Source organism: Burkholderiales bacterium, assembly GCA_035543335.1.
GTDB lineage: Bacteria > Pseudomonadota > Gammaproteobacteria > Burkholderiales > JAHFRG01 > JAHFRG01.
This window is the reverse complement of sequence record DASZZH010000041.1, coordinates 94,857-115,370: the sequence shown is the minus strand read 5'-3', so window position 1 is coordinate 115,370 and position 20,514 is coordinate 94,857. Positions and strand designations below refer to the sequence as shown.

22 protein-coding genes and 1 pseudogene are annotated in these 20,514 nt (G+C 56.2%); 9 read left to right on the top strand and 14 right to left on the bottom strand.

Annotation, left to right across the window (positions count from 1 at the left end):
- Together VHE58_11540 and VHE58_11535 are read right to left on the bottom strand one after the other, a co-directional pair.
- The coding region (locus VHE58_11540) for a prepilin-type N-terminal cleavage/methylation domain-containing protein (protein ID HVS27904.1) at positions 1-153 on the bottom strand (153 nt) is incomplete at its 3' end.
- Positions 154-319: 166 nt separating this feature from the next.
- Positions 320-1,006, bottom strand: a complete 687-nt coding sequence (locus VHE58_11535; protein HVS27903.1) for an SOS response-associated peptidase — start codon at positions 1,004-1,006, stop codon at positions 320-322.
- A gap of 207 nt (positions 1,007-1,213) precedes the next feature.
- On the opposite strand from VHE58_11535, the pseudogene VHE58_11530 reads away from it, so the two are divergent.
- Positions 1,214-1,423 (top strand): annotated as a pseudogene (locus VHE58_11530) (IS3 family transposase).
- Between the two features lie 347 nt (positions 1,424-1,770).
- Here VHE58_11530 and VHE58_11525 read toward each other — a convergent pair.
- The 7 genes from VHE58_11525 to VHE58_11495 all read right to left on the bottom strand — a co-directional run bounded on the left by VHE58_11525 (position 1,771) and on the right by VHE58_11495 (position 5,504).
- Positions 1,771-2,058, bottom strand: a complete 288-nt coding sequence (locus tag VHE58_11525; GenBank protein HVS27902.1) for a hypothetical protein — start codon at positions 2,056-2,058, stop codon at positions 1,771-1,773.
- Between the two features lie 29 nt (positions 2,059-2,087).
- Entirely contained in the window at positions 2,088-2,660 is a 573-nt protein-coding gene (locus VHE58_11520; GenBank protein ID HVS27901.1) for a BON domain-containing protein, read from the bottom strand.
- A 366-nt stretch (positions 2,661-3,026) separates the two neighbouring features.
- The gene (locus tag VHE58_11515) at positions 3,027-3,746 is read right to left on the bottom strand and encodes an HlyD family efflux transporter periplasmic adaptor subunit (protein HVS27900.1); all 720 of its coding nucleotides are present in this window, start codon (positions 3,744-3,746) and stop codon (positions 3,027-3,029) included.
- On the bottom strand, positions 3,673-3,984 hold the full coding sequence (locus VHE58_11510; protein HVS27899.1) for a hypothetical protein: 312 nt from the start codon (positions 3,982-3,984) through the stop codon (positions 3,673-3,675). The genes VHE58_11515 and VHE58_11510 overlap by 74 nt, the downstream gene beginning before the upstream one ends.
- A gap of 369 nt (positions 3,985-4,353) precedes the next feature.
- Positions 4,354-5,040, bottom strand: a complete 687-nt coding sequence (locus VHE58_11505; GenBank protein ID HVS27898.1) for a TIGR02391 family protein — start codon at positions 5,038-5,040, stop codon at positions 4,354-4,356.
- Between the two features lie 34 nt (positions 5,041-5,074).
- Complete coding sequence (locus VHE58_11500; protein ID HVS27897.1) at positions 5,075-5,317, bottom strand: hypothetical protein; 243 nt, start codon at positions 5,315-5,317, stop codon at positions 5,075-5,077.
- Between the two features lie 4 nt (positions 5,318-5,321).
- Complete coding sequence (locus VHE58_11495) at positions 5,322-5,504, bottom strand: hypothetical protein (protein ID HVS27896.1); 183 nt, start codon at positions 5,502-5,504, stop codon at positions 5,322-5,324.
- A gap of 789 nt (positions 5,505-6,293) precedes the next feature.
- Between VHE58_11495 and VHE58_11490 the strand changes: the two genes are divergently transcribed.
- The 4 genes from VHE58_11490 (at position 6,294) to glcF (ending at position 11,255) form a co-directional block, all read left to right on the top strand.
- Positions 6,294-7,199, top strand: a complete 906-nt coding sequence (locus VHE58_11490) for an EamA family transporter (protein HVS27895.1) — start codon at positions 6,294-6,296, stop codon at positions 7,197-7,199.
- A gap of 151 nt (positions 7,200-7,350) precedes the next feature.
- Entirely contained in the window at positions 7,351-8,832 is a 1,482-nt protein-coding gene (locus VHE58_11485; protein ID HVS27894.1) for an FAD-linked oxidase C-terminal domain-containing protein, read from the top strand.
- Positions 8,833-8,946: 114 nt separating this feature from the next.
- Positions 8,947-10,011 carry a glycolate oxidase subunit GlcE gene (glcE, locus tag VHE58_11480; protein ID HVS27893.1) on the top strand — a complete coding sequence of 355 codons (1,065 nt, stop codon included), beginning with the start codon at positions 8,947-8,949 and terminating at the stop codon, positions 10,009-10,011.
- A gap of 11 nt (positions 10,012-10,022) precedes the next feature.
- Complete coding sequence (gene glcF, locus VHE58_11475; GenBank protein HVS27892.1) at positions 10,023-11,255, top strand: glycolate oxidase subunit GlcF; 1,233 nt, start codon at positions 10,023-10,025, stop codon at positions 11,253-11,255.
- Here glcF and VHE58_11470 read toward each other — a convergent pair.
- Positions 11,247-12,176 carry a hypothetical protein gene (locus tag VHE58_11470; protein HVS27891.1) on the bottom strand — a complete coding sequence of 310 codons (930 nt, stop codon included), beginning with the start codon at positions 12,174-12,176 and terminating at the stop codon, positions 11,247-11,249. The two genes, glcF and VHE58_11470, sit on opposite strands and share 9 nt — an antisense overlap.
- Positions 12,177-12,273: 97 nt before the next feature.
- A complete protein-coding gene (gene queG, locus VHE58_11465; protein ID HVS27890.1) occupies positions 12,274-13,359 on the bottom strand; it encodes a tRNA epoxyqueuosine(34) reductase QueG in 1,086 nt (361 codons plus the stop codon).
- Here queG and tsaE point away from each other — a divergent pair.
- From tsaE to VHE58_11450, 3 genes are all read left to right on the top strand, one after another.
- The gene (gene tsaE / locus VHE58_11460; protein HVS27889.1) at positions 13,336-13,845 is read left to right on the top strand and encodes a tRNA (adenosine(37)-N6)-threonylcarbamoyltransferase complex ATPase subunit type 1 TsaE; all 510 of its coding nucleotides are present in this window, start codon (positions 13,336-13,338) and stop codon (positions 13,843-13,845) included. The two genes, queG and tsaE, sit on opposite strands and share 24 nt — an antisense overlap.
- Positions 13,842-15,170, top strand: a complete 1,329-nt coding sequence (locus VHE58_11455) for an N-acetylmuramoyl-L-alanine amidase (protein ID HVS27888.1) — start codon at positions 13,842-13,844, stop codon at positions 15,168-15,170. Before tsaE ends, VHE58_11455 begins: the two co-directional genes overlap by 4 nt.
- Positions 15,171-15,444: 274 nt before the next feature.
- Positions 15,445-15,585, top strand: coding sequence for a hypothetical protein (locus VHE58_11450; protein ID HVS27887.1), 141 nt, complete (start codon positions 15,445-15,447; stop codon positions 15,583-15,585).
- Between the two features lie 93 nt (positions 15,586-15,678).
- On the opposite strand, the gene VHE58_11445 is transcribed toward VHE58_11450, so the two are convergent.
- From VHE58_11445 to VHE58_11435, 3 genes are all read right to left on the bottom strand, one after another.
- On the bottom strand, positions 15,679-17,073 hold the full coding sequence (locus tag VHE58_11445; protein HVS27886.1) for an NAD(P)(+) transhydrogenase (Re/Si-specific) subunit beta: 1,395 nt from the start codon (positions 17,071-17,073) through the stop codon (positions 15,679-15,681).
- Between the two features lie 13 nt (positions 17,074-17,086).
- Entirely contained in the window at positions 17,087-17,395 is a 309-nt protein-coding gene (locus VHE58_11440; protein HVS27885.1) for an NAD(P) transhydrogenase subunit alpha, read from the bottom strand.
- A gap of 93 nt (positions 17,396-17,488) precedes the next feature.
- Entirely contained in the window at positions 17,489-18,616 is a 1,128-nt protein-coding gene (locus VHE58_11435; protein HVS27884.1) for a Re/Si-specific NAD(P)(+) transhydrogenase subunit alpha, read from the bottom strand.
- 91 nt (positions 18,617-18,707) lie between these two features.
- On the opposite strand from VHE58_11435, the gene mutL reads away from it, so the two are divergent.
- Complete coding sequence (mutL, locus tag VHE58_11430) at positions 18,708-20,450, top strand: DNA mismatch repair endonuclease MutL (protein ID HVS27883.1); 1,743 nt, start codon at positions 18,708-18,710, stop codon at positions 20,448-20,450.
- The last annotated feature ends 64 nt before the right edge of the window (positions 20,451-20,514 follow it).

Below are 20,514 nucleotides of genomic sequence, written 5' to 3'. Positions count from 1 at the left end.
CGCCTTGATGCCGTCCTGCTGGGAAATGAGGTTCCTCACCCTGGCGCTGGTAATGAGTTCCTGGCCTTTCAGCACTCCTCCCAAAAGCAGGCCGATAATCACCAGCACGATGGCGATCTCAATCAGAGTAAAACCGCTTTGTTTTCTTATCATTGTCAAGCTCCTTGAGTGCAAGAAGGTTATATCCATATTGCAAATTGAGTTTACCGCTTTTTTGTGCCAAGTCGAAAGACACTCTATTGCATCATCGGCGGCTGCTCAAACATAAGGGGTTGCGGCAACCGGCATCGGCACCGGCACCGGCGGCCAAGAAAAGAGATTAACGCATCGGCTCAATCAGTTTCCGGTTGTTGTTTTTGGGGCTGTTGACTAGCTTGCTGACCGGCCACGCGCGCAACTTAGGCGCACGCCCCGAGCTGATAAGACTCATTAGTCCATCAACATTCTGGTAAGTGGGATCGAGCCATTCGCTGTAATCGTCTGGCTTGAGGATCGCCGGCATGCGGTTATGAACCTCGGCCATGAACTCGTTGGGTTCGGTGGTGAGGATGGTGCAGGTGTAAACCGGATCACCGCCGTCTTTTGGCTGCCAGGCGTCCCATAAACCGGCAAACGCGAACGTTTCGCCGCCGGCGAGGGCAATATAATGTGGCATCTTCCCGGTGGGCGTTTGCTTCCACTCATAGAAACCATCAGCCGCGATAAGGCAGCGCTTCGACTTGAAGCTTGAGCGGAACATAGGCAGTTGGTGTGCGGTCTCCGCCCGGGCGTTGATAGGCCGTGTCGTGAGCTTGGCAGGGTCCGCCCAGTGAGGCAGCAAACCCCAGGACATGACCATGAGCACTCGCGCGGAACTATCAATGCAGGTGCCCACGACTGCTGGCTGGCTGGGCGCAATGTTATAGCTTGGAGTGAATGATGGTAGTGGACGGGAGCGATCGGCGTCGACGCCGAAGGCCTTGGCCGCTTGGTCGATAGAGTGGTGGTAGTCGAAGCGGCCGCACATGGAATTCGCTACCCTCTAGGAAGACGACTGTCGCAACCGTAGCGTCCCAACCAAAAGCAGTGAGTGGACCACCCAATTGGCAAGTCCCAGATTGAACAGTTCGGGGTGCGCAAGACCGTGGGCTATATGATTCCGAAGGTTGATGCCGCGTGGATCGCTGTAAAGAGCGCGAAGATGGAATCGAAAGTCCTTTGGAACGCGCGTTTGGAAGACATCGTGGCCGAGAGCTTCTTCCAGTTGCTCAAGCGCGAGCGCATTCGCCGGCGAATCTATGCTGACCGCGAAGAAGCCAAGCGAGATATCTTTGATTACATCGAGATGTTCTACAACCCGAAGCGCCTTCACAGTTATGCAGACGGCCTTTCTCCGGTACAGTTCGAACAGCAGTATTTCAACCGGCTCAGAAGTGTCTATTGAAGCCAGGGCGATTCATAGTTCGCTAAGCATCATTGAGGGTTTAGCTCAACGTAAAAAAACCGACTCACCCTTGGATTTTCGATACAAAAGGTAACTATGCAAGAACCAACCTAAAAGAAATCCAATTATCAATGTGAAAAATATCAACAACGCACTCGACATTGAGACTTTCCAGAATAGAAAGCCAATCTCAACTACAGCGAAATTTTGAGCGATAAATACCACCGCCAGGCTTGTGAGAATAAGTATCAGTGTTAATTTTAAATTCATCTTTCAAGCCTCTCAAACGGACTGTTAAAAGCTTCTGAGGTTGCAGATGGTCTTGGGCAGCGTCACCTGCTAATACTTCACTTGAATTTGGAATGGGCGTCAGCTACGCCAGTCTTAAGGTCCTCCCAGATTTTGTCAGCAGTTTCTTTGACCTGCTCCCATGCTTCGCCACTGGCCTTCCCCAGCTCCTTCATTTTTTCAGACGCCGCACGCTGTTTGGCACGCAACTCATGAAGTTCCTCGGCACGCTTGACCTTCATGTCAGCTCCCGCGTTCTCCACTTTGGCTTCCAACAAATTAATTTGGGCGCTCCATTCTTTCAGTTGCGCCGCCATTTTTTGTTTATATGCGTCTTGAATTTCCATGGTCTACTCCGTAAGCGGTTGGCTACAACTCAATCTCCTCTGATCGACTTTAGCACCAGCCGGTCTTCAACCTCTTTTACGCCAGCCACCGCACCCGCCAGTGCTTTGGCCCTATCGCTACTCGGCAGCGAATCGACCGATCCGCTTAATGTCACCACACCTTTTACGGTATCAACACTGATTTGCAGCGTCTTGAGACCGGGCTCGGCAAAAATGGCTGCTTTGACCTTGGTCGTAATCGCAGCATCATCGATGGCCACACCGGCTTTCTCGCCTTGCTCGCCCAGTTTTTCACCGACTTTATCGGACGCTTCACCTATTTTCTTGCCGGCTTCATCAGCCATCTGGTCTATCTTTTTACCTACGGTCTCGGCAGGCCCCGGCTTGTCGCATGCGGTAAGCCCAACAACGAATAGCATCGAAATACCGATTAATTTGAAATTCTCTAAAACTTTCATTTTGGTTCCCTTTCCAAGCTCATTCATATCGCCGAAAAATAAATCCGCAATTGATTGACAGATCAAATGAAGAACGTCATACGACCCCCTGAAGCAGATGGCCGGAGGGTCGTCCGACGACGAGCCGATCCCTTCCTGCGCCATCCATCGATGCGCGAATTGTGTTCCCCCTGAAATCGGCGTTCTGTGCGTTGGCGTACATACGGCGCATGACTTTTAAATCTAGACTTGCATTCGCGTGGGGCTGCAGGCCGTCGATTTGGCGCAGAATGGATCGAGTGAGCTGCCGTGCCGCAGCGGGGTTTTTCTCGGCGACGTAATCAATAGTCGTGCTTTGAGCCACAGAACCCCCTTATTTACAACTTTGTACAATCTAAAAAGGATTGTACCAGTCCCCTGTCTGTCGTCAGCATGTTTTCTGGGTCACCCGAGTCGCTGCTTGGGGAAGTGACCCGAGTCGGCACCCGGCAATGCGGTTTGTTTTCTAGTGTTGCCTGGCTAGTTTGCGAATCAGCGCTCGCGCCCCGCCTCGTGCAGGGTTTTTTGCACGGGCGAGAGCAAATACTCCAGTATGGTGCGGTCGCCCAGATTGATTTCAGCGCTGACCTGCATGCCCGGACTGATTTTGTATTTGGCCCCGTCCCGTTCCAGATAAGGCGTTTTCAGCGATACCAGTGTGCGATAGCCGGAAGGGACTGGTCCTTGATCATCCATGCCCGTGTTTTTTCTATCGGATTGAGCACGGGGAGTTTCGCTCGCATCCGGGCTGACTTGCAATACTTCTCCTTCCACCATGCCGTATTTCTGGAAAGGATAGCTCGCGAACTTCAATTTCACCGGCTGCCTGGGTTTGACAAACCCGGCGTCGAGATTGGTGACCCACACTTCGGCCTGCATAAGGTCTTTAACCGGGACCAGGGTCATGAGCACGGTACCGGGCTGTACCACGGTGCCCAAGGTGTGAGTCGACAAATCCTTGATGATCCCATCCTGCGGCGCTTTGAGTTCCAATAAGCTGTATTTGTGCTCCTGCTTGGCCCAGTCTTGCTTCAACTTCTGGTATTGCCCATCGGCCTCCACCCGCTCGTTTTCCAACTGCTGGCGATAGTTCGAGGTGATCTGAGCGATGTGTTTTTCCGATTGTGTGATGGTTGCTTTAAGGCTTTGGATGGTATAAGCCTGGGCCCGCAAGTCCTGCTCGTGCGAGATGGAAACGCTCATGCCGATCATAAAGCTTTTTCCATTTTTTGTAGTGTTCAAGCGGGATTTCAACTTTGGTTTCCTTCTCTCCTTTTTCTATTTTGCAGTTTTTTGCCTCAAATTCGTCCAACTGGTCTTTCAACAATTTACCTGTGTTTTGGAGTAAGACCATTGCGGCCGGAAGCGTATCCACAAGACTATCTATGTGCCTGGTAAATAAGTGCACTTCGTTCTCAATAGATGCTTCGAGTTTTGATTTTTCGCTCATAAAAGACAATAAGATATCGGGGTCGTATTATTTCTCGGATTAGTAGGGTTAAGTCTTGTATCTTGACTCCCCCATCTCTGCTTTGATCACTTTGCTCGCAAGCAATGCCGCGCGCATGAACATCGTGAATGCGCTGCGGTCGGCGTAATCCTCATCGGCAATTCGACACCGACTTGTTTTTCCTTTTAGGCCAGCAACAGACAACGGTATGTTTCGCTTTGGTGTAATCTCTATGAAGAATTGACTCCGCCATTCCGGGTTGTTTGTAAAGAATCGTCTGGACTGGCGCGCTAGAGAATAGCGCACCCAATACACGTTACCAATAAATCCACCGACGAGACCCGCTACCTGCCCCGCAGCGAAGCGTGACTACATTTTCACTGTATTATCAACAACGCGCAACAGAACATCAATGAAACCACAGACACGCATTGCATCTTCCCTCGAAAAACTGTTGATAATATGGTGATGCGTTTTATTACGGAATGCCGGAACAATACCGCGGATGATTTGAGTAAATCCTCTCTGGTCATCGGGGTCATTGCTTGCCACGTGTAAAACAGTTTTCGATAAATCTTCGTTAAACGCAAAATTTACAAGTGATTCTCCGACCAGTTTTTTATTTGGCTGTGCTTTCTTCCTAATCCGATCTTCAAGTACAAGCGTTGCTTGATTGATCGGCCTATCAAATTTGGAAGGGGCGAGAAGAATATCGCCGCATCTATCTCTTAATTCATTATCTTGGATAAGATACTCAATCGCCAATTTTAATTGGGCTCGTTTGCTCCTTATCGGTGCGGTCTTTTTTGTTAGTTTGCTTACATTATTAGTTATTCGAACACCCGGGGCAAAAATGGTTGGTAATGCGTCCCTAATCTCAGCCTGTTTTGTAGCTTCTAGACTTCGTTGGTACGTTGAAGTACCTATCCCGTATTCTTTCGCAAGGATTATTAAAGCCGCTTCAGCAGAAACGCCGAGCTTTGCAGCCTTTCTGCTCACCATGCTGTTTACTGCGATAATGTTCTTCTTGCCAATTTTCTTGGCAACCTTTGACATGATCTTTTCATCGAGAATACGAGGACGGGCCATACTATTTTCTGCGTTTTGGGGTTAAAAGAGTTCTGACACTTTGGACTGGTGCACCGAGTATCTCCGCAATATCTTTTGCATCAAGCCCCATATCGGCAAGATAACGAGCTAGTTCGCCTACGCCCCGCTTTCGTTTTCCTGTTCCTGTTCCAATAAACTCCTTGTCGCTAAGTAGCTGACGCAAGGAAAGAGAGATAAGCACATTGAGTTTTTTTGAGATTTCGGAAAGTGATTTTTCGCTCATAACTCTACTTTTCTTTCTTTACTCCTTGCAACATCTTTACGACCGCCGCCTTAGCAACATGAATGTGCTTTCCAATCACCTCGCGCGAGACACCCTTTTTGGAGAGTTCCAGAACAAGTAGGTGTTGCAGAAGCCTGATCACGGTATCGAGCTTCTTTTCGATGGTTTGGTTATTGTCCTTAGTCATCAGGTATGTTTGCTAATCTTCTTAAAATGTCTAACGATGCGATTCACGCGGTGAATGTCCACACCGACGATTTCCCGTATTTGGTGTTGAGTCAGTCCGGCGAGGCCAAGTTTCACGATCAAGATATCGCGTAATAATTCCTCTACGGTCTGCTCTTTCTTCTGCTTTTCTTTTACCATACTATTCCGATTGCTTTCGGTTCTTTCGGATTCCCGAAAGCTCCTTGTTAATGTAAGTATTGGTTCGACCTACTATCCCGGCGATTTCGGCAGGTTTAATACCCAAATCGTCCAAAGTCTCTATTTGCTGCCGTAGGGTAAGTGATTGCTCGACTTTTCGCCGGAGAAGCAAGGCAACTATTACCCTCAAAAGCTTATTTGTTGATTCTAACGTGTTTTTGTCCATATTTTACGAGCCATATAGCATTATAGTTACACATCAATAATATTTAAAAGTAATTAAAAAGTCATATTATATATTATAATTATGATGTTATATATTACCATTTTTTATATCTTATTGATCAATATATACCAGTTCCTGCATCCTGTCAATTCACAAAAGCCCGCCGTCTGGCGGGCTTTTGTGAATGGTGCCCTAGCTCGCTATTTCAAATATCTTTTTCACCGAAGCCGTCCATAGTGATGTGATGCGCGCTTTCTGATCCAACTTTTCGGAGAGCTTTCGGGCAAACTGACCCACTGCTGGTTCGGCGGTTGCTTGCATTGCGGCACCCCCGCCTATACCATGACATGCCGCTTTCCCCAAACCGCTTGATCGTTCATTAAATTGCAAAACCGAAACTCCGCGTATCCCGCGCTCGCTCTCGTCGTGCTCGGCATCATCTGGGGCTACAACTGGGTGGTGATGAAAAAGGTGCTGGAATATTGCGGGCCGTTTGATTTTGCCGCGCTGCGCACTTTTTTCGGCGCGCTGTGCTTGTTTGCGGTGCTGGCGTGGATGAAAAAACCGCTGCGCCCTACCGCGCTCAAAACGACCCTGCTCCTGGGACTTTTGCAAACCAGCATTTTCACCGCGCTGGTGATGTGGGCGCTGGTTGCAGGCGGCGCAGGCAAGACCGCGGTGCTCACCTACGCCATGCCGTTCTGGCTTTTGGTTATCGCGTGGCCGTTTCTGGGCGAGCGCATTCACGGCGTACAGTGGCTCGCCGTAATACTCGCCTTCGCGGGATTGGGCTTGATTCTCGAGCCGTGGCGCGCGCACGGCAGCCTGGCGAGCAACCTGATTGCGACCAGCGCCGGTATCGTGTGGGCATTTGCTGCCGTTGTCGCCAAGAAACTGCGCGGCCGGGTTCAGGTGGATTTACTTTCGCTCACCGCCTGGCAAATGCTGCTCGGGGGCGCGGTATTGGTGGCGGTAACCTTATTTATACCGCAGCGGCCGCTCGCGTTCACACCTTATTTCTGGGGCGCGCTCGCGTACAACGCAATACTCGCCACCGGACTTGCGTGGCTGCTCTGGCTTTATGTGTTGAACCGCATGCAGGCCGGCGTCGCGGGTTTGGCCGTGCTCGCGGTGCCGGTCATTGGCGTGCTTTCGGCGTGGCTTGAAATCGGCGAACAGCCACAACCGCTCGAAATCACCGGCATGCTGTTGATCGGCGTTGCGCTCGCCTTGCTTGGATTCCTCGGCATGCGCGAGCGCCGGGTCGAACCCGAACTCGCTCAGGAGTGATTCCCTCACCCCTTCGACTAGCCTGTCCTGAGCCCGTTTGCCCTTCGACTAGCTCAGGGCGAACGGGTCAAAGGGCTCAGGGCGAACGGCTATACGGCGGACATATGAGACTGCCGAGGCATGCCCGTGGGTGCAGAGTATAATTAAGGTCATGTCAGTCGCTACTGCTCAATCCACTTCCGTGCGTGCTTCTTTAGCCGCTGAACTGCGGCGTTTTTTGCCCGCAGCAGCAGTGCTCGACGCCGCTGAGGACCTGAAGCCTTACGAGTGCGACGGGCTTACCGCCTACCGCCAGTTGCCGATGCTGGCGGTGCTGCCTGAAAACGAGGAACAGGTGCAGCGCGTTTTGCGCGTGTGCCACCAACATAAAGTTCCGGTGGTGGCACGCGGCGCGGGCACCGGGCTTTCAGGCGGCGCGCTGCCGCTCGGCGACGGCGTGCTGCTTCCGCTTACCAAATTCATGCGCATCCTGGAAATCGATCCGGCCGCGCGCACCATGCGCGTGCAGCCGGGGGTGCGCAATCTTGCCATTTCCGAAGCGGCCGCGCCCTATGGACTTTATTACGCGCCCGATCCTTCCAGCCAGATCGCGTGCAGCATCGGCGGCAACGTCGCCGAGAATTCCGGCGGCGTGCATTGCCTGAAATACGGTCTCACCGTGCACAATATTCTGAAACTGCGCGTACTCACCAGCGAAGGCGAGCTTTTGGAAATCGGCAGCGCTGCGCTGGACTCGCCGGGCTACGATTTGCTGGCGCTGATGACCGGCTCCGAAGGCATGCTTGGGGTGATTACCGAAATCACGGTGAAACTCCTGCCGCTGCCGGAGCGCGCGCAAGTGGTATTGGCGGCATTTGACGATATCGGCAAAGCGGGAGAGGCGGTCGCCAGCATCATCGCAGCGGGCATCATTCCCGCCGGGCTGGAAATGATGGACAAGCGCATGACCCAGGCGGTGGAGCCATATGCCAACGCCGGTTATCCTCTGGATGCGGAAGTTATTCTGCTGTGCGAATCGGATGGCTGCGCCGAAGAAGTAGAGGATGAAATCCTGCGCGTGCAAGAGGTCATGCAACAAAGCGGCGCAGCCGAAATCCGCGTCTCCCGGAACGACAGCGAGCGCAACAAATTCTGGGCCGGGCGCAAGGCGGCGTTCTCCGCGGTGGGACGCATTTCGCCGGATTACTACTGCATGGACGGCACCATTCCGCGGAAACAGCTTGCACGGGTGCTGCGCGCCATCGGCGACATGGAAAATAAATACGGCCTGCGCTGCGCCAACGTGTTTCATGCAGGCGACGGCAATTTGCACCCGCTCATCATGTTTGACGCCAACCAGCCGGATGAATTGCGCCGCACCGAAGAGTTCGGCGGGGAGATTCTTGAACTGTGCATTGAAGTCGGCGGCACCATCACCGGCGAGCACGGCGTCGGCGTTGAAAAAATCAAGCAGATGTGCATCCAATTCCAAGCCAACGAACTGGAAATTTTCCACGGGGTGAAGCGCGCGTTCGATGAGCCCGGCCTGCTCAACCCGGGCAAGGCGGTGCCCACGCTGCACCGCTGCGCCGAATTCGGCCGCATGCACGTGCACCGCGGGCAGGAAAAATTCCCCGAACTGCCGAGATTCTAGTTGAGGGTTGAGAGTTGAGGGTTCAGAGTTAAGATTCCAGTATCATACCGGCCTCTTGCGTCCGTCTTTTTACTCTTAACCCCGAACACTGAACACTTAACCTGCATATTTTTCATGCAACAAATCATCAACCAATTCACCGATACGATCCGCACAGCTATCGCAAGCAAGATGCCTCTACGCATCCGCGGCGGCGGCAGCAAGGATTTTTACGGCGGCAAGCCACAAGGCGAAATTCTCGACACCACCGCTTATCGCGGCATCGTTGACTACGAGCCGACGGAACTGGTCATCACTGCGCGCTGCGGCATGCCACTCGCGGAAATCGCAGCGGCACTGCAACAACACGGACAGATGCTGGCATTCGAGCCGCCGCATTTCGGAAATCATGCCACGCTCGGCGGCTGCATCGCCGCCGGGCTTTCCGGCCCGCGCCGCGCCGCAAGCGGCGCCGTGCGCGATTTCGTGCTCGGTGTAAGAATTCTGGATGGGCGCGGCCACGATTTGCGCTTCGGCGGGCAGGTGATGAAAAATGTCGCGGGTTACGATGTGTCGCGTCTCATGACCGGCTCGCTCGGCACATTGGGACTGATTCTTGAAGTTTCGCTGAAAGTACTGCCGCTGCCAAAAACCGAGGCGACGCTGCGCTTCGAGTTGGCGGAGGACCAGGCCATCCGGATGCTAAACCAATGGGCCGGCAAGCCGCTGCCGATTTCAGCCAGCGCCTACACCGGCGGCGAGCTGGGCTTACGCCTCTCGGGCGCGGCGACGGCGGTTGAATCGGCGTGCGGGAAACTTGGCGGCGAGCGCATTGAAACTGAGCAAGCCCGCCGGTTCTGGACCGGGATTCGCGAGCAAACCGATCCCTTCTTTGAAAGCGGCGCGCCGCTGTGGCGGCTTTCCATAAAATCCACCACGCCGCCGCTGAATCTGCCCGGCGAACAACTGATTGAATGGGGCGGGAGCTTGCGCTGGCTCAAAAGCGCCGCCGACGCGCAACCGATACGCGGCGCCGCGGCAAAAGCCGGCGGCCACGCCACGTTGTTCCGCGCCGCCGACAAAAGCGCGGGCGTGTTTCATCCGCTCCCGCCGGCGCTGCTCAAAGTGCACAAAAAACTCAAGCAAACTTTCGATCCGGCGGGCATTTTCAATCCCGGCCGGCTGTATCCGGAACTTTAGAACCTCTCTCAATGCAAACCAGTCTCGCAGAATTCATCAGAGACACGCCTCAAGGCAGGGAAGCGGATTCCATTCTGCGCGCCTGCGTGCATTGCGGTTTCTGCAACGCCACCTGCCCCACCTACCAATTGCTGGGCGATGAGCTCGACGGTCCGCGCGGGCGCATTTATCTCATCAAACAGATGCTCGAAGGCGCCGCGCCCACCGAAAAAACCCGGCTGCATCTCGACCGTTGTCTGACGTGCCGCGCCTGCGAGACTACCTGTCCCTCCGGCGTGCGCTACGGGCGGCTTGCCGACATCGGCCGCGACCTGGTGGAAAAGCGCGTGGCGCGCGGTTTCATCGACGGCGCGATACGCACACTGCTACGGACCGTGTTGCCGAATCCGGCCTTATTCAATCCGCTACTGAAACTGGGCCAACTCGCGCGCCCGCTGCTACCCGAAAAAATACGCCGCAAAATTCCCCGAGCCGCGCAACCGACAAGGTGGCCGGCCGCACAGCACGCGCGCAGAATGTTGCTGCTTGAAGGCTGCGTGCAACCCGCGCTGGCGCCCAATATCAACGCCGCAACCGCCCGGGTGCTCGACCGGCTCGGCATTTCGCTTGCGCGCGCGCCAGGATGCTGCGGCGCCATCACCTATCATCTCAATTATCAGAAACAAGGATTGGCAATCATGCGCCGCAATATTGACGCCTGGTGGCCGCAAATCGAGAAAGGCGCGGAAGCGCTGGTAATCAACGCCAGCGGCTGCGGCGCGACAGTGAAAGAATACGGGCATCTGCTAAAAGATGACGCCGCCTACGCGGCAAAAGCACAGTGCATTTCCGCCCTGGCAAAAGACGTGAGCGAAATCATCGTTGGCAACAAAGACAGAATCGCCGCGCAGACGAAAAAAAGCGGCGTTAACACCAGGCTCGCTTTCCATGCGCCCTGCACCTTGCAGCACGCGCTGGAAATCCACGGCGTGGTGGAACCGCTGCTCGCAGATCTGGGTTTTGAGCTGGCTGACGTGCCCGATGCGCATTTGTGCTGCGGCTCGGCGGGAACGTATTCGCTGTTGCAGCCTGAGTTGTCGCGGAAACTGCTTGCCAACAAAATCGCCGCGCTGGAATCGGGCAAACCGAAGGAAATTCTCACCGCAAATATCGGCTGCCTCGCGCATTTGCAAAGCGCGACCGACTTGCCGGTGAGACATTGGATTGAAGCGCTGGACGAATTGCTCGCGGTCCGTTCACCCTGAACGACCGGCGGTAATCGCGCGGCGCACGCCGGCGAGCGGCGCTTCATCATTGAAAGTCACGCTGCGGCCCTGCACTTCCACCCCGAGGCTGCGCCACAGCTCGGATAACGGCGTGTCCACCGGCGTTGAGCGCATGCGCTCATACAGCTCGGTGAGCACCGGCGCGCCGGTCGCCGCATCGCCGATTTTAAAAGCGCGGCGCAAGTCCCAGCTTGCCTCGATGCTGCCGCCGGCGGCGACTATCGCGCGCAACGCGTCCTGCAGGCCGTGGCGATTTTGCGTGCGCTTACGGATTTCGATGTCGGCAAGCAGGCAGAACAACGCGCCGCCCCAATAAGTGCGTCCCCAGGTCGGCGTGAAGTCCAGCCCGCGATCCCCCGTTTGCGGCAGGCCGTAAGGTAAACCGCGCACCAAATCGCCCCAGACTTTTTCCGCGCTCAATTGCCCCGCTTTGGCGCGGGCGATCGGTTCGACGTAAGTGGCTATGCCCTCCTCGATCCAGTGATGGGGATTATCCATCGAGGGAAAAGCCAGGTGCACCAGTTCATGCACCAACATCCAGTCTTTCTCCAGATCCGCTTCCGTTGCAGAACGGCCGAGAGAGATTCTCACCCGCGCGCGAGGATGGCCGAAGGATTTGCCTGATTGCACGCCGCTGCCAGCGACGGGAACAATGGTGATTTGCGCCTCGCGCACCGGAAAGCGCCCGTAGTAACCGGCGACGGCATGCGCCGATTTGGAAACCCAGTCGAACACCTTGGATTGCGGCAGATCCAGCTCACCCGGCGTGAAAATCACATTCAGCGTGCCGCCGGCGACCTCAAGCCTGGCGGTATCGGGAATATCCGCCGCCTGCAGCGGTCCAGAAGCAAGGCTGGACAGCAGGGCCATCAGCGCGGGAAAAGCAAATGTTTTTGTCATCCGGTGGCCTGGCTCAAGGATTTTGTATTCCTGGCAGCAGGTTCGACTGCGGCAGCGCCCATGAATTCACCGGCGCCCGGGCCGGCCTCCATGATTTTCATGCTGCCGCGCGCTGACTTAAAAGCGCCCAAGCCACATGCTCTCTGACCAGCGGCGAGGGGTGATCACGGCGGCGCTCGAGCGCGGCGATTGCCGCCGCTGAAGCCGGCGCGTTGCCGAGTCCTACGGCGAGATTTCTCAGCCAGCGCTCATAGCCGATGCGATGAATGGCGCTGCCCGCGAGTTTGGCGTGGAATTCCTCTTCGCTCCAGCCAAACAGCTCAACCAATTCGGCGTCATCCAAGCCGTGGCGCACCTTGAAATCCGGCTCGCCTGAAGGTTTGGCGTACTTGTTCCAGGGGCAGACCAATTGACAGTCGTCGCAGCCGTACACGCGATTCCCCATGAGCGGGCGCAATTCTTCGGGAATGCTGCCTTGGTGCTCGATGGTGAGATAGGAAATGCAGCGCCGCGCGTCGAGCTGATACGGCGCGGTAATCGCCTGCGTCGGGCAAATGTCCATGCATTTCTGGCAGGTACCGCAATGATCCGGTTGCGGCGCATCCGCCGGCAGCGGCAGATCGGTGTAAATCTCGCCGAGAAAAAACCACGAGCCGGTCTCGCGCGTGAGCAGCAGCGTATGTTTGCCGCGCCAGCCCAAACCCGCTTTGCGCGCGAGTTCCACCTCCATCACCGGCGCGCTGTCGGTAAACACGCGGCAGCGGTAATCGCCCGCGTGTTCGCGAATCTTGTCCACCAGCTGCTGCAAGCGCGAGCGTAGTACTTTATGGTAATCGCGCCCCACGGCGTAGCGGGAGATGTAGGCTTTGTTGCCCTGCTCAAGCACCTCCCAGCTGTCGCGCGCGTCTGGCGGCTGGTAATTCAAGCGCACGGAAATCACGCGCTGCGTGCCGGGCAAAAGCTCCGCCGGGCGGCTGCGTTTCACCCCGTGTTTTGCCATATAATCCATGTCGCCGTGGCTGCCCGCCGCCAGCCATTCCTGGAGCCGCCGTTCCGCTTCGCCGAGATCAACTCCGGCAATGCCGACTTCCTGGAAGCCGAGCGCTTTTCCCCATGACTTGATCGCCGCGGCGAGCTTGGCAAACTCATCCGTCGACCTATGACTGAAAGTGGAATCGTGCATAAGCCTCATCATAACCAGCCGGACACAAAAATCATACGCTACCTCGCCGACGAGCAGGCCACCCGCGCACTCGGCGTGCAACTTGCGCCGCTGATTACACCGGGATTGAAAGTTTATTTCTGCGGCGAGCTCGGCTCGGGCAAAACCACGCTGGTGCGGGGGCTGCTGGGAGGCCTGGGCTACCGCGGCAAGGTCAAAAGCCCGACGTATTTACTGGTTGAACTTTATGCTATTTCTAGGTTAAACTTATATCACTTTGATTTTTATCGGTTCGAACTTGCGGAAGAATGGCAGGATGCAGGATTCCGCGAACATTTCGACAGCCAGGCCGTCTGTCTTGTGGAATGGCCGGAAAAAGCTGCGGGCCTGCTTCCCGTCCCCGATATCAAAATCAGCTTACGAATAGAAAGCGCGGGCCGCGCTGTCACGATTGAAGGAGTCACCGAGACCGGCAGAGAATGTTTAAAGCTTCTACAAGGTGCATGACCCGATACGCCTCCCGCGAGGCCTTCTCCACGATTTTTACTCTGTTTTTTTCTCTGGCCTTCGTTTCCGGCGCGCACGCGGCAATCGAAATCGGCTCTGCGCGCATATGGCCGTCGCAGGACTACACGCGGCTCACCCTCGAATCGAAAGAGCCGATCGCGCATAAACTTTTCACCATCAAGAACCCCGAGCGGCTGGTGCTCGATCTAGAAAACGTCGAGTTCAATACCGCGCTGGAAAATATCTCCGCCAAGATTGCGCCTTCCGATCCTTACATCAAGCAGGTGCGCGTGGGGCGCTTCAAGCCGGGCGTGGTGCGTCTGGTCCTCGATCTGAAAACCGAGGTCAAGCCGCAGGTATTCATTCTGAAACCGGTCGCCGAATACGGCCACCGGCTGGTGCTCGACATTTATCCAGCGCAGCCGGTTGATCCGCTGCTGGCGCTGGCGCTGAAGCAGGAGAACAAGCTGGGGGCACTGAACGACAATGCGGCGTCCGCGCAAAATGCAGATGGGCCTTCCGCATCGTTCGAGCCCGCTGCTCAGGCCAAGAACGAAGAACCGAGGCCTGCTAAAGGCAAGCAGGAGAAAAAACCGCACCAGGAAGTGGCGCGGCTCATTACCATCGCGATTGACCCCGGGCACGGCGGCGAAGATCCGGGGGCCCGCGGCCGCGGCGGCACGCGCGAGAAAAACGTGACGCTGGCTATCGCGCGCAAAGTCAAGGCTAAAGTGGACGAGGAGCCGAATATGCGCGGAGTGCTGATCCGCGACAGCGATTACTTTATCGAGTTGCAAGAACGGGTGCGGAAGGCACAAAAAATAAAAGCCGACTTATTTATTTCGATCCACGCCGATGCCTACAACAAGCCGCATGCGCGCGGCTCATCGGTATTTGCGCTTTCCGAGCGCGGCGCAACCTCCGCCGCCGCACGCTGGCTCGCCAACAAAGAGAATGAGTCGGATTTGATCGGCGGGGTCAATCTCGATGTCCGCGATCCTTATCTTAAGCAGACTTTACTCGACCTGGCACAAACCGCCACCATTAACGACAGCGTGAAGCTCGGCAAGGCCGTGCTTTCCGAACTGGGCAGCGTCAACAACCTGCACCGGCACTCGGTGGAACAGGCCGGATTCGCCGTGCTGAAAGCGCCGGATATTCCCTCGATCCTGGTGGAAACCGCATTCATCAGCAACCCTGAAGAAGAGATTAGACTCAAAGAAGAAAGCTACCAGAACAAAATCGCCGACGCGATTGTCGGCGGCATCAAACGCTATTTCGCCAAAAACCCACCGCTTGCGAAATCCAAGGTCGCGCAGAATTAAAGCGGCCGGGGGCTAAATTTCAGCAGTACAGACGACTCTCTGACACCTGACGAGAGCCTATCCCCGCAGTTTTGTGAACTGCTTCATACCTTTCCCTTCAAGCTGAATCGCAGATAAACGTTGGTCGGCCTAGATAAACGTTTGTCTGCAATAAGTTATTGTATTTAAAAGAAAAACATTGAAGGCGACCCTCCCTGGCACAGCGGTTGCTGCGTATAAGGGCAAGAGCAATCAGTAAGTGATTTCGATGCGCTTAACGGAAAGGAGGTGTGCCATGTTGGCGAAATTGAATCCTGTGTATGCAAACATCGCGGTGGCGCTGATTATTTCGGTGCTGGCTTTCAGGCTCGGCGGCTTAGCCGGGCACACTGAATACCGGTTACCCGCAGCCACCCAGTCCGAATGCTCCCGCTGATTCAACCACGGGGCAATGAGTAGCTAGGTTTCCTCCTAAAGCAGGGCGGGTCGTGAAAAAGTTGTAAAGGGGACCTCCCGTCCTGCTCTTTTTTTACAGCGCCTTGACGATATCCTCGACTACTTTCTTCGCGTCGCCGAACACCATCATAGTTTTGTCCATGTAGAAAAGCTCGTTGTCGAGCCCGGCGTAACCCGCCGCCATCGAACGCTTGTTAACCAGAACCGTGCGCGCCTTGTATGCTTCGAGAATCGGCATGCCGAAAATCGGGCTGCCCGGAGTTTTCGCCGCCGGATTCACCACGTCGTTGGCACCGAGAATCAGCGCCACGTCGGTAGTGCTGAACTCGTTGTTGATGTCTTCCATTTCGAACACCTGATCATAAGGCACTTCCGCTTCCGCCAGGAGCACGTTCATGTGTCCCGGCATGCGCCCCGCCACCGGGTGAATCGCATAGCGCACTTTCACGCCTTTCTGCTGCAGCTTCTCGGCCATTTCCTTCACCGCATGCTGGGCGCGCGCCACCGCCAAGCCATACCCCGGCACGATGACGACCGATTCGGCGTTGGACATGAGGAATGCGGCGTCATCCGGGCTGCCTGATTTCACCGTCTTCTGCGCGCCTCCCGCGATGGCCGTGCCTTCCGCCGCGCCAAAGCCGCCCAGGATAACGCTGAAGAAGGAGCGGTTCATCGCCTTGCACATGATATAGGACAGAATCGCGCCGGATGAGCCCACCAGCGAGCCGGCGATAATCAACATCGAGTTGTTAAGGGAGAAACCAATACCCGCCGCCGCCCAGCCCGAATACGAGTTCAGCATAGAGATCACCACCGGCATGTCGGCACCGCCGATCGGGATGATGATAAGCACGCCGAGCACGAAAGCGATCGCGGTCATGATCACGAACGGCGTCCAGGTTTTCTCCTCTGCCATGAAAAATACGACACCGAAACCGATCATGACGATTGCAAGCAGCAGATTTAGCCAGTGCTGGCCCTTGAACACCACTGGTGCCGAGGAAAAGAGGCGAAAGTGCTTGCCCAGACCCGCCAGCTTGCCGAAGGCAATCACTGAGCCGGAGAACGTGATCGCGCCGACGAAGGTGCCGATGAAGAGCTCCAGCCGGTTGCCGCGCGGCAGCGGCACTTCGATGTTGAACGCCGCCGGATTATTGACTGCGGCAATCGCGATCAGCACCGCCGCCAGACCCACCAGCGAGTGCATCGCGGCGACCAGTTGGGGCATCTGCGTCATCTGCACTCGTCGCGCGACGACGGCACCCACTGTGCCGCCCACGGCAATCGCCAGCACGATCAGCGACACGCTCCTGGTAATGGCAAGCGTGATCAAAACCGCCAAAGCCATGCCGATGATGCCGAACAAGTTGCCGCGCCGCGCCGCAACCGGCGAGGACAAGCCTTTCAGCGCGAATATGAAAAATACCGAGGCGACAAGATACGAGAGGGCGACTTGATTCACGTTCATGACGGGTTTTCCCTTATTCGCCTTTGGTTCCCATCTTGTGCATTTTCTTTTTAAACATCTCCAGCATGCGTTGCGTCACCAGAAAGCCGCCGAAGACATTGACCGCCGCGAGTGACACCGCAATAAAACCGATGATGGAACCGAAGTCCATTTCGGTGGGGCCGGCGGCGAGGATCGCGCCGACGATAATCACGCCGGAAATCGCGTTGGTCACGCTCATCAGCGGCGTATGCAAGGCGGGGGTCACGTTCCACACCACGTGATAGCCGACGAACACCGCCAGCACGAACACCGTGAGATTAATAATGGTGTGGTCAATCATGGCTGCTCCTTGAGAGCGTTGAGAGTTAAGAGTTAAGAGTTGAGTGCAAAACCAGCTTCCTATCCCTTACCCTCAACTCTGAACACTCAACTATCAACTTTTCTTTAACACTTCGCCATTCATACACATCAGCGTGCCGGCGATGATTTCATCTTCGCGGTTGAGGTTGAGGTTTCCGCTCTTCTTGTCCACCAGCAGGTCGAAAAAGTTGAGCAAATTGCGCGCATAAAGTGCGCTCGAGTCCGCCGCCACCCGTGCCGGAAGGTTGGTATGGCCGACGAGGGTGACGCCATGCTTGTCCACGACCTGGTCCTTTTCGGTCAGCGGACAGTTACCGCCTTGTTCCGCCGCCATGTCGATAATCACCGAGCCCGGCTTCATCGTCTTGACCATGTCCTCGGTGACCAGCACCGGCGCCAGGCGGCCGGGAATTAACGCGGTGGTGATGACGATGTCCGCCTGCTTGATGCGCTCAGCAGTCAGAGCCGCCTGGCGTTTCTTGTAGTCCTCGCCCATTTCGCGCGCGTAGCCGCCCGCGCCCTTGGCGAGTTCTTTCTCCTCTTCGGTAAGCGGCACTTCGATAAACTTAGCGCCCAGCGACTCGACCTGCTCCTTGGTTTCGGGCCGCACGTCGGTGGCTTCGACCACCGCGCCCAGGCGCTTCGCCGTCGCAATGGCCTGCAGTCCCGCCACGCCCACTCCCATCACGATCACGCGCGCCGCTTTGACCGTGCCGGCGGCAGTCATCATCATGGGAAACATCTTCTGGTAATGGTTCGCGGCGACCAAGACCGCCTTGTAACCGCCGATGTTGGCCTGCGACGACAGCACATCCATGCTCTGAGCGCGGGTGATGCGCGGCAGCGCTTCCATGGCGAACGCAGTCACGCCCTGCTTCGCCAGCGCCTCGATGCCTTCCTTGTGGTGAGGATTCAAAAGCCCGATCAGGATCGTGCCTTTTTTAATTTGCGCAAGCTCACCGGCATCGGGGTTGCGTACCTTGAGGATGATTTCCGACAAGCTGTAGAGTTCTTGCGCGCCGGCAGCAATGGTCGCACCCGCCGCCTGGTATTCCGAGTCGGGCACGCTCGCCGCGACACCGGCGCCGGACTGCACCAGAATCTTGTGATGCCCCCCGGCCAGCATTTTCTTGACGGTCTCAGGCGTTCCGGCCACACGCTGCTCGCCGGCCCGCGTCTCCGCGGGAATGCCGATATGCATTAATCAACCTCCCCAATGTTCATTTTTCGCGAAGCGTGGATTATAAGCGAAAAAAGGTATACTGCGCTTGTTTACCCCCCTTCTCCGTTTCATGTCGGCCATCCGTGTTTTACCCGAGTTGCTGATTAACCAGATCGCCGCCGGCGAAGTGGTGGAACGCCCCGCTTCGGCGCTCAAAGAATTGCTGGAAAACAGCCTCGACGCCGGCGCCGGCGAAATCACGGTGCAGCTGGACCGTGGCGGAATCAAATCGCTTAAAGTGCTGGATAACGGCAGCGGCATCGCCAGGGAAGATTTGCCACTGGCTCTCGCCCGCCACGCCACCAGCAAAATCACCTCGCTCGAAGATCTGGAGCGCGTGGCGAGCCTGGGCTTCCGCGGCGAGGCGCTTGCCAGCATCGTCGCCGTCTCAAGATTGGAATTGATCAGCCGCACGGCAAAAGACAAACATGCCTGGAAAATCGAGTGCGCAGGCGGCGCCATCCAAAAACCCGCGCCTGCCGCGCTGAGTCAAGGCACCGGCGTCGAAGTCCAGGACCTTTATTTCAATACGCCGGCGCGGCGCAAATTCCTCAAAACCGACGCCACCGAATTCGCCCATTGCGAAGAAGTATTCAAGCGCATCGCGCTAAGCCGCTTTGAGACCGCTTTCAGTCTGCACCACAATGCCCGTGCGCAATGGCATCTCGCGGCGCAGGACGCGCCAGACCGCATCAAGGCCGTGCTGGGAGAAAACTTCGCCGATGCTTCGGTTTGGGTGGACGAGCAGTCGGGTTTATTGCGTCTTTGGGGATTAGCGGGGCTTCCCGCTTATTCCAGGGGCACGCGCGAGTCGCAGTATTTTTACGTCAACCGCCGCTTCGTGCGCGACAAGCTGATTGCGCACGCTGTCCGCGAAGCCTATCAGGATATTCTGCATCACGACCGGCATCCGGCGTTCGTGCTGTTCCTGGAAATCGATCCGGCTCTGGTCGACGTGAACGTGCACCCGACCAAGATCGAGGTGCGTTTTCGCGATTCGCGCGCGGTGCACCAGTTTGTGTATCACGTGCTCAACAAGGCGCTTTCGCCCTCGGTGATTCAGCATGATGCTTCGCGCGCGGCACCCGGCAACCCCTTCACCGCGCCAACCTACGCCACGCAATCCGCGATGCCGCTCGGCGCAGCGCAGCCGGCGGTATTTTATCAAACCCTGTTCGGCGCGCAACCCAAAACGCCAAGCGGCGCGCCTGGCGAACCGCAACAGGAAATCCCGCCGCTGGGCTTTGCTTTGGCGCAATTGCAGGGCATATACATTCTTGCGCAAAACGACAAAGGATTGGTGGTTGTGGACATGCACGCTGCTCATGAGCGCATCGTGTACGAAAAGCTGAAAAGCGCGCTGGATAATGGCGCAACCGCCATGCAACCGTTGCTGATACCAGTCACATTCAACTCCGACAAGCTGGATGTGGCTACCGCTGAAGAACACCAGGCCGCGTTGCGCGAGTTGGGATTTGAAATCGCGGCGCTGGGCCCGAATGCCTTGGCCGTGCGCGCTGTGCCTGCCGCGCTCAAGGACGCGGATGCGGCGGAACTGGCGCGGGCGGTGCTCAAAGATATCCGCGAATACGGCGCAAGCCGCGTGCTGACCGAGCGGCGCAATGAATTGCTGGCGACGATAGCCTGCCACGGCGCGGTGTGCGCCAACCGCATTTTGAGCCTCGCCGAAATGAATGCATTGCTGCGCGAGATGGAGGCCACCGAGCGCGCCAGCCAGTGCAATCACGGCCGGCCGACATGGTATCAATTCAGCATCGCGGATCTCGACAAGCTATTCATGCGCGGGCAATGAGTTCGGGGTTGAGAGTTGAGAGTTCAGAGTTCGGGGTTCAGGGTTCAGAGTTCAGGGTTGAGAG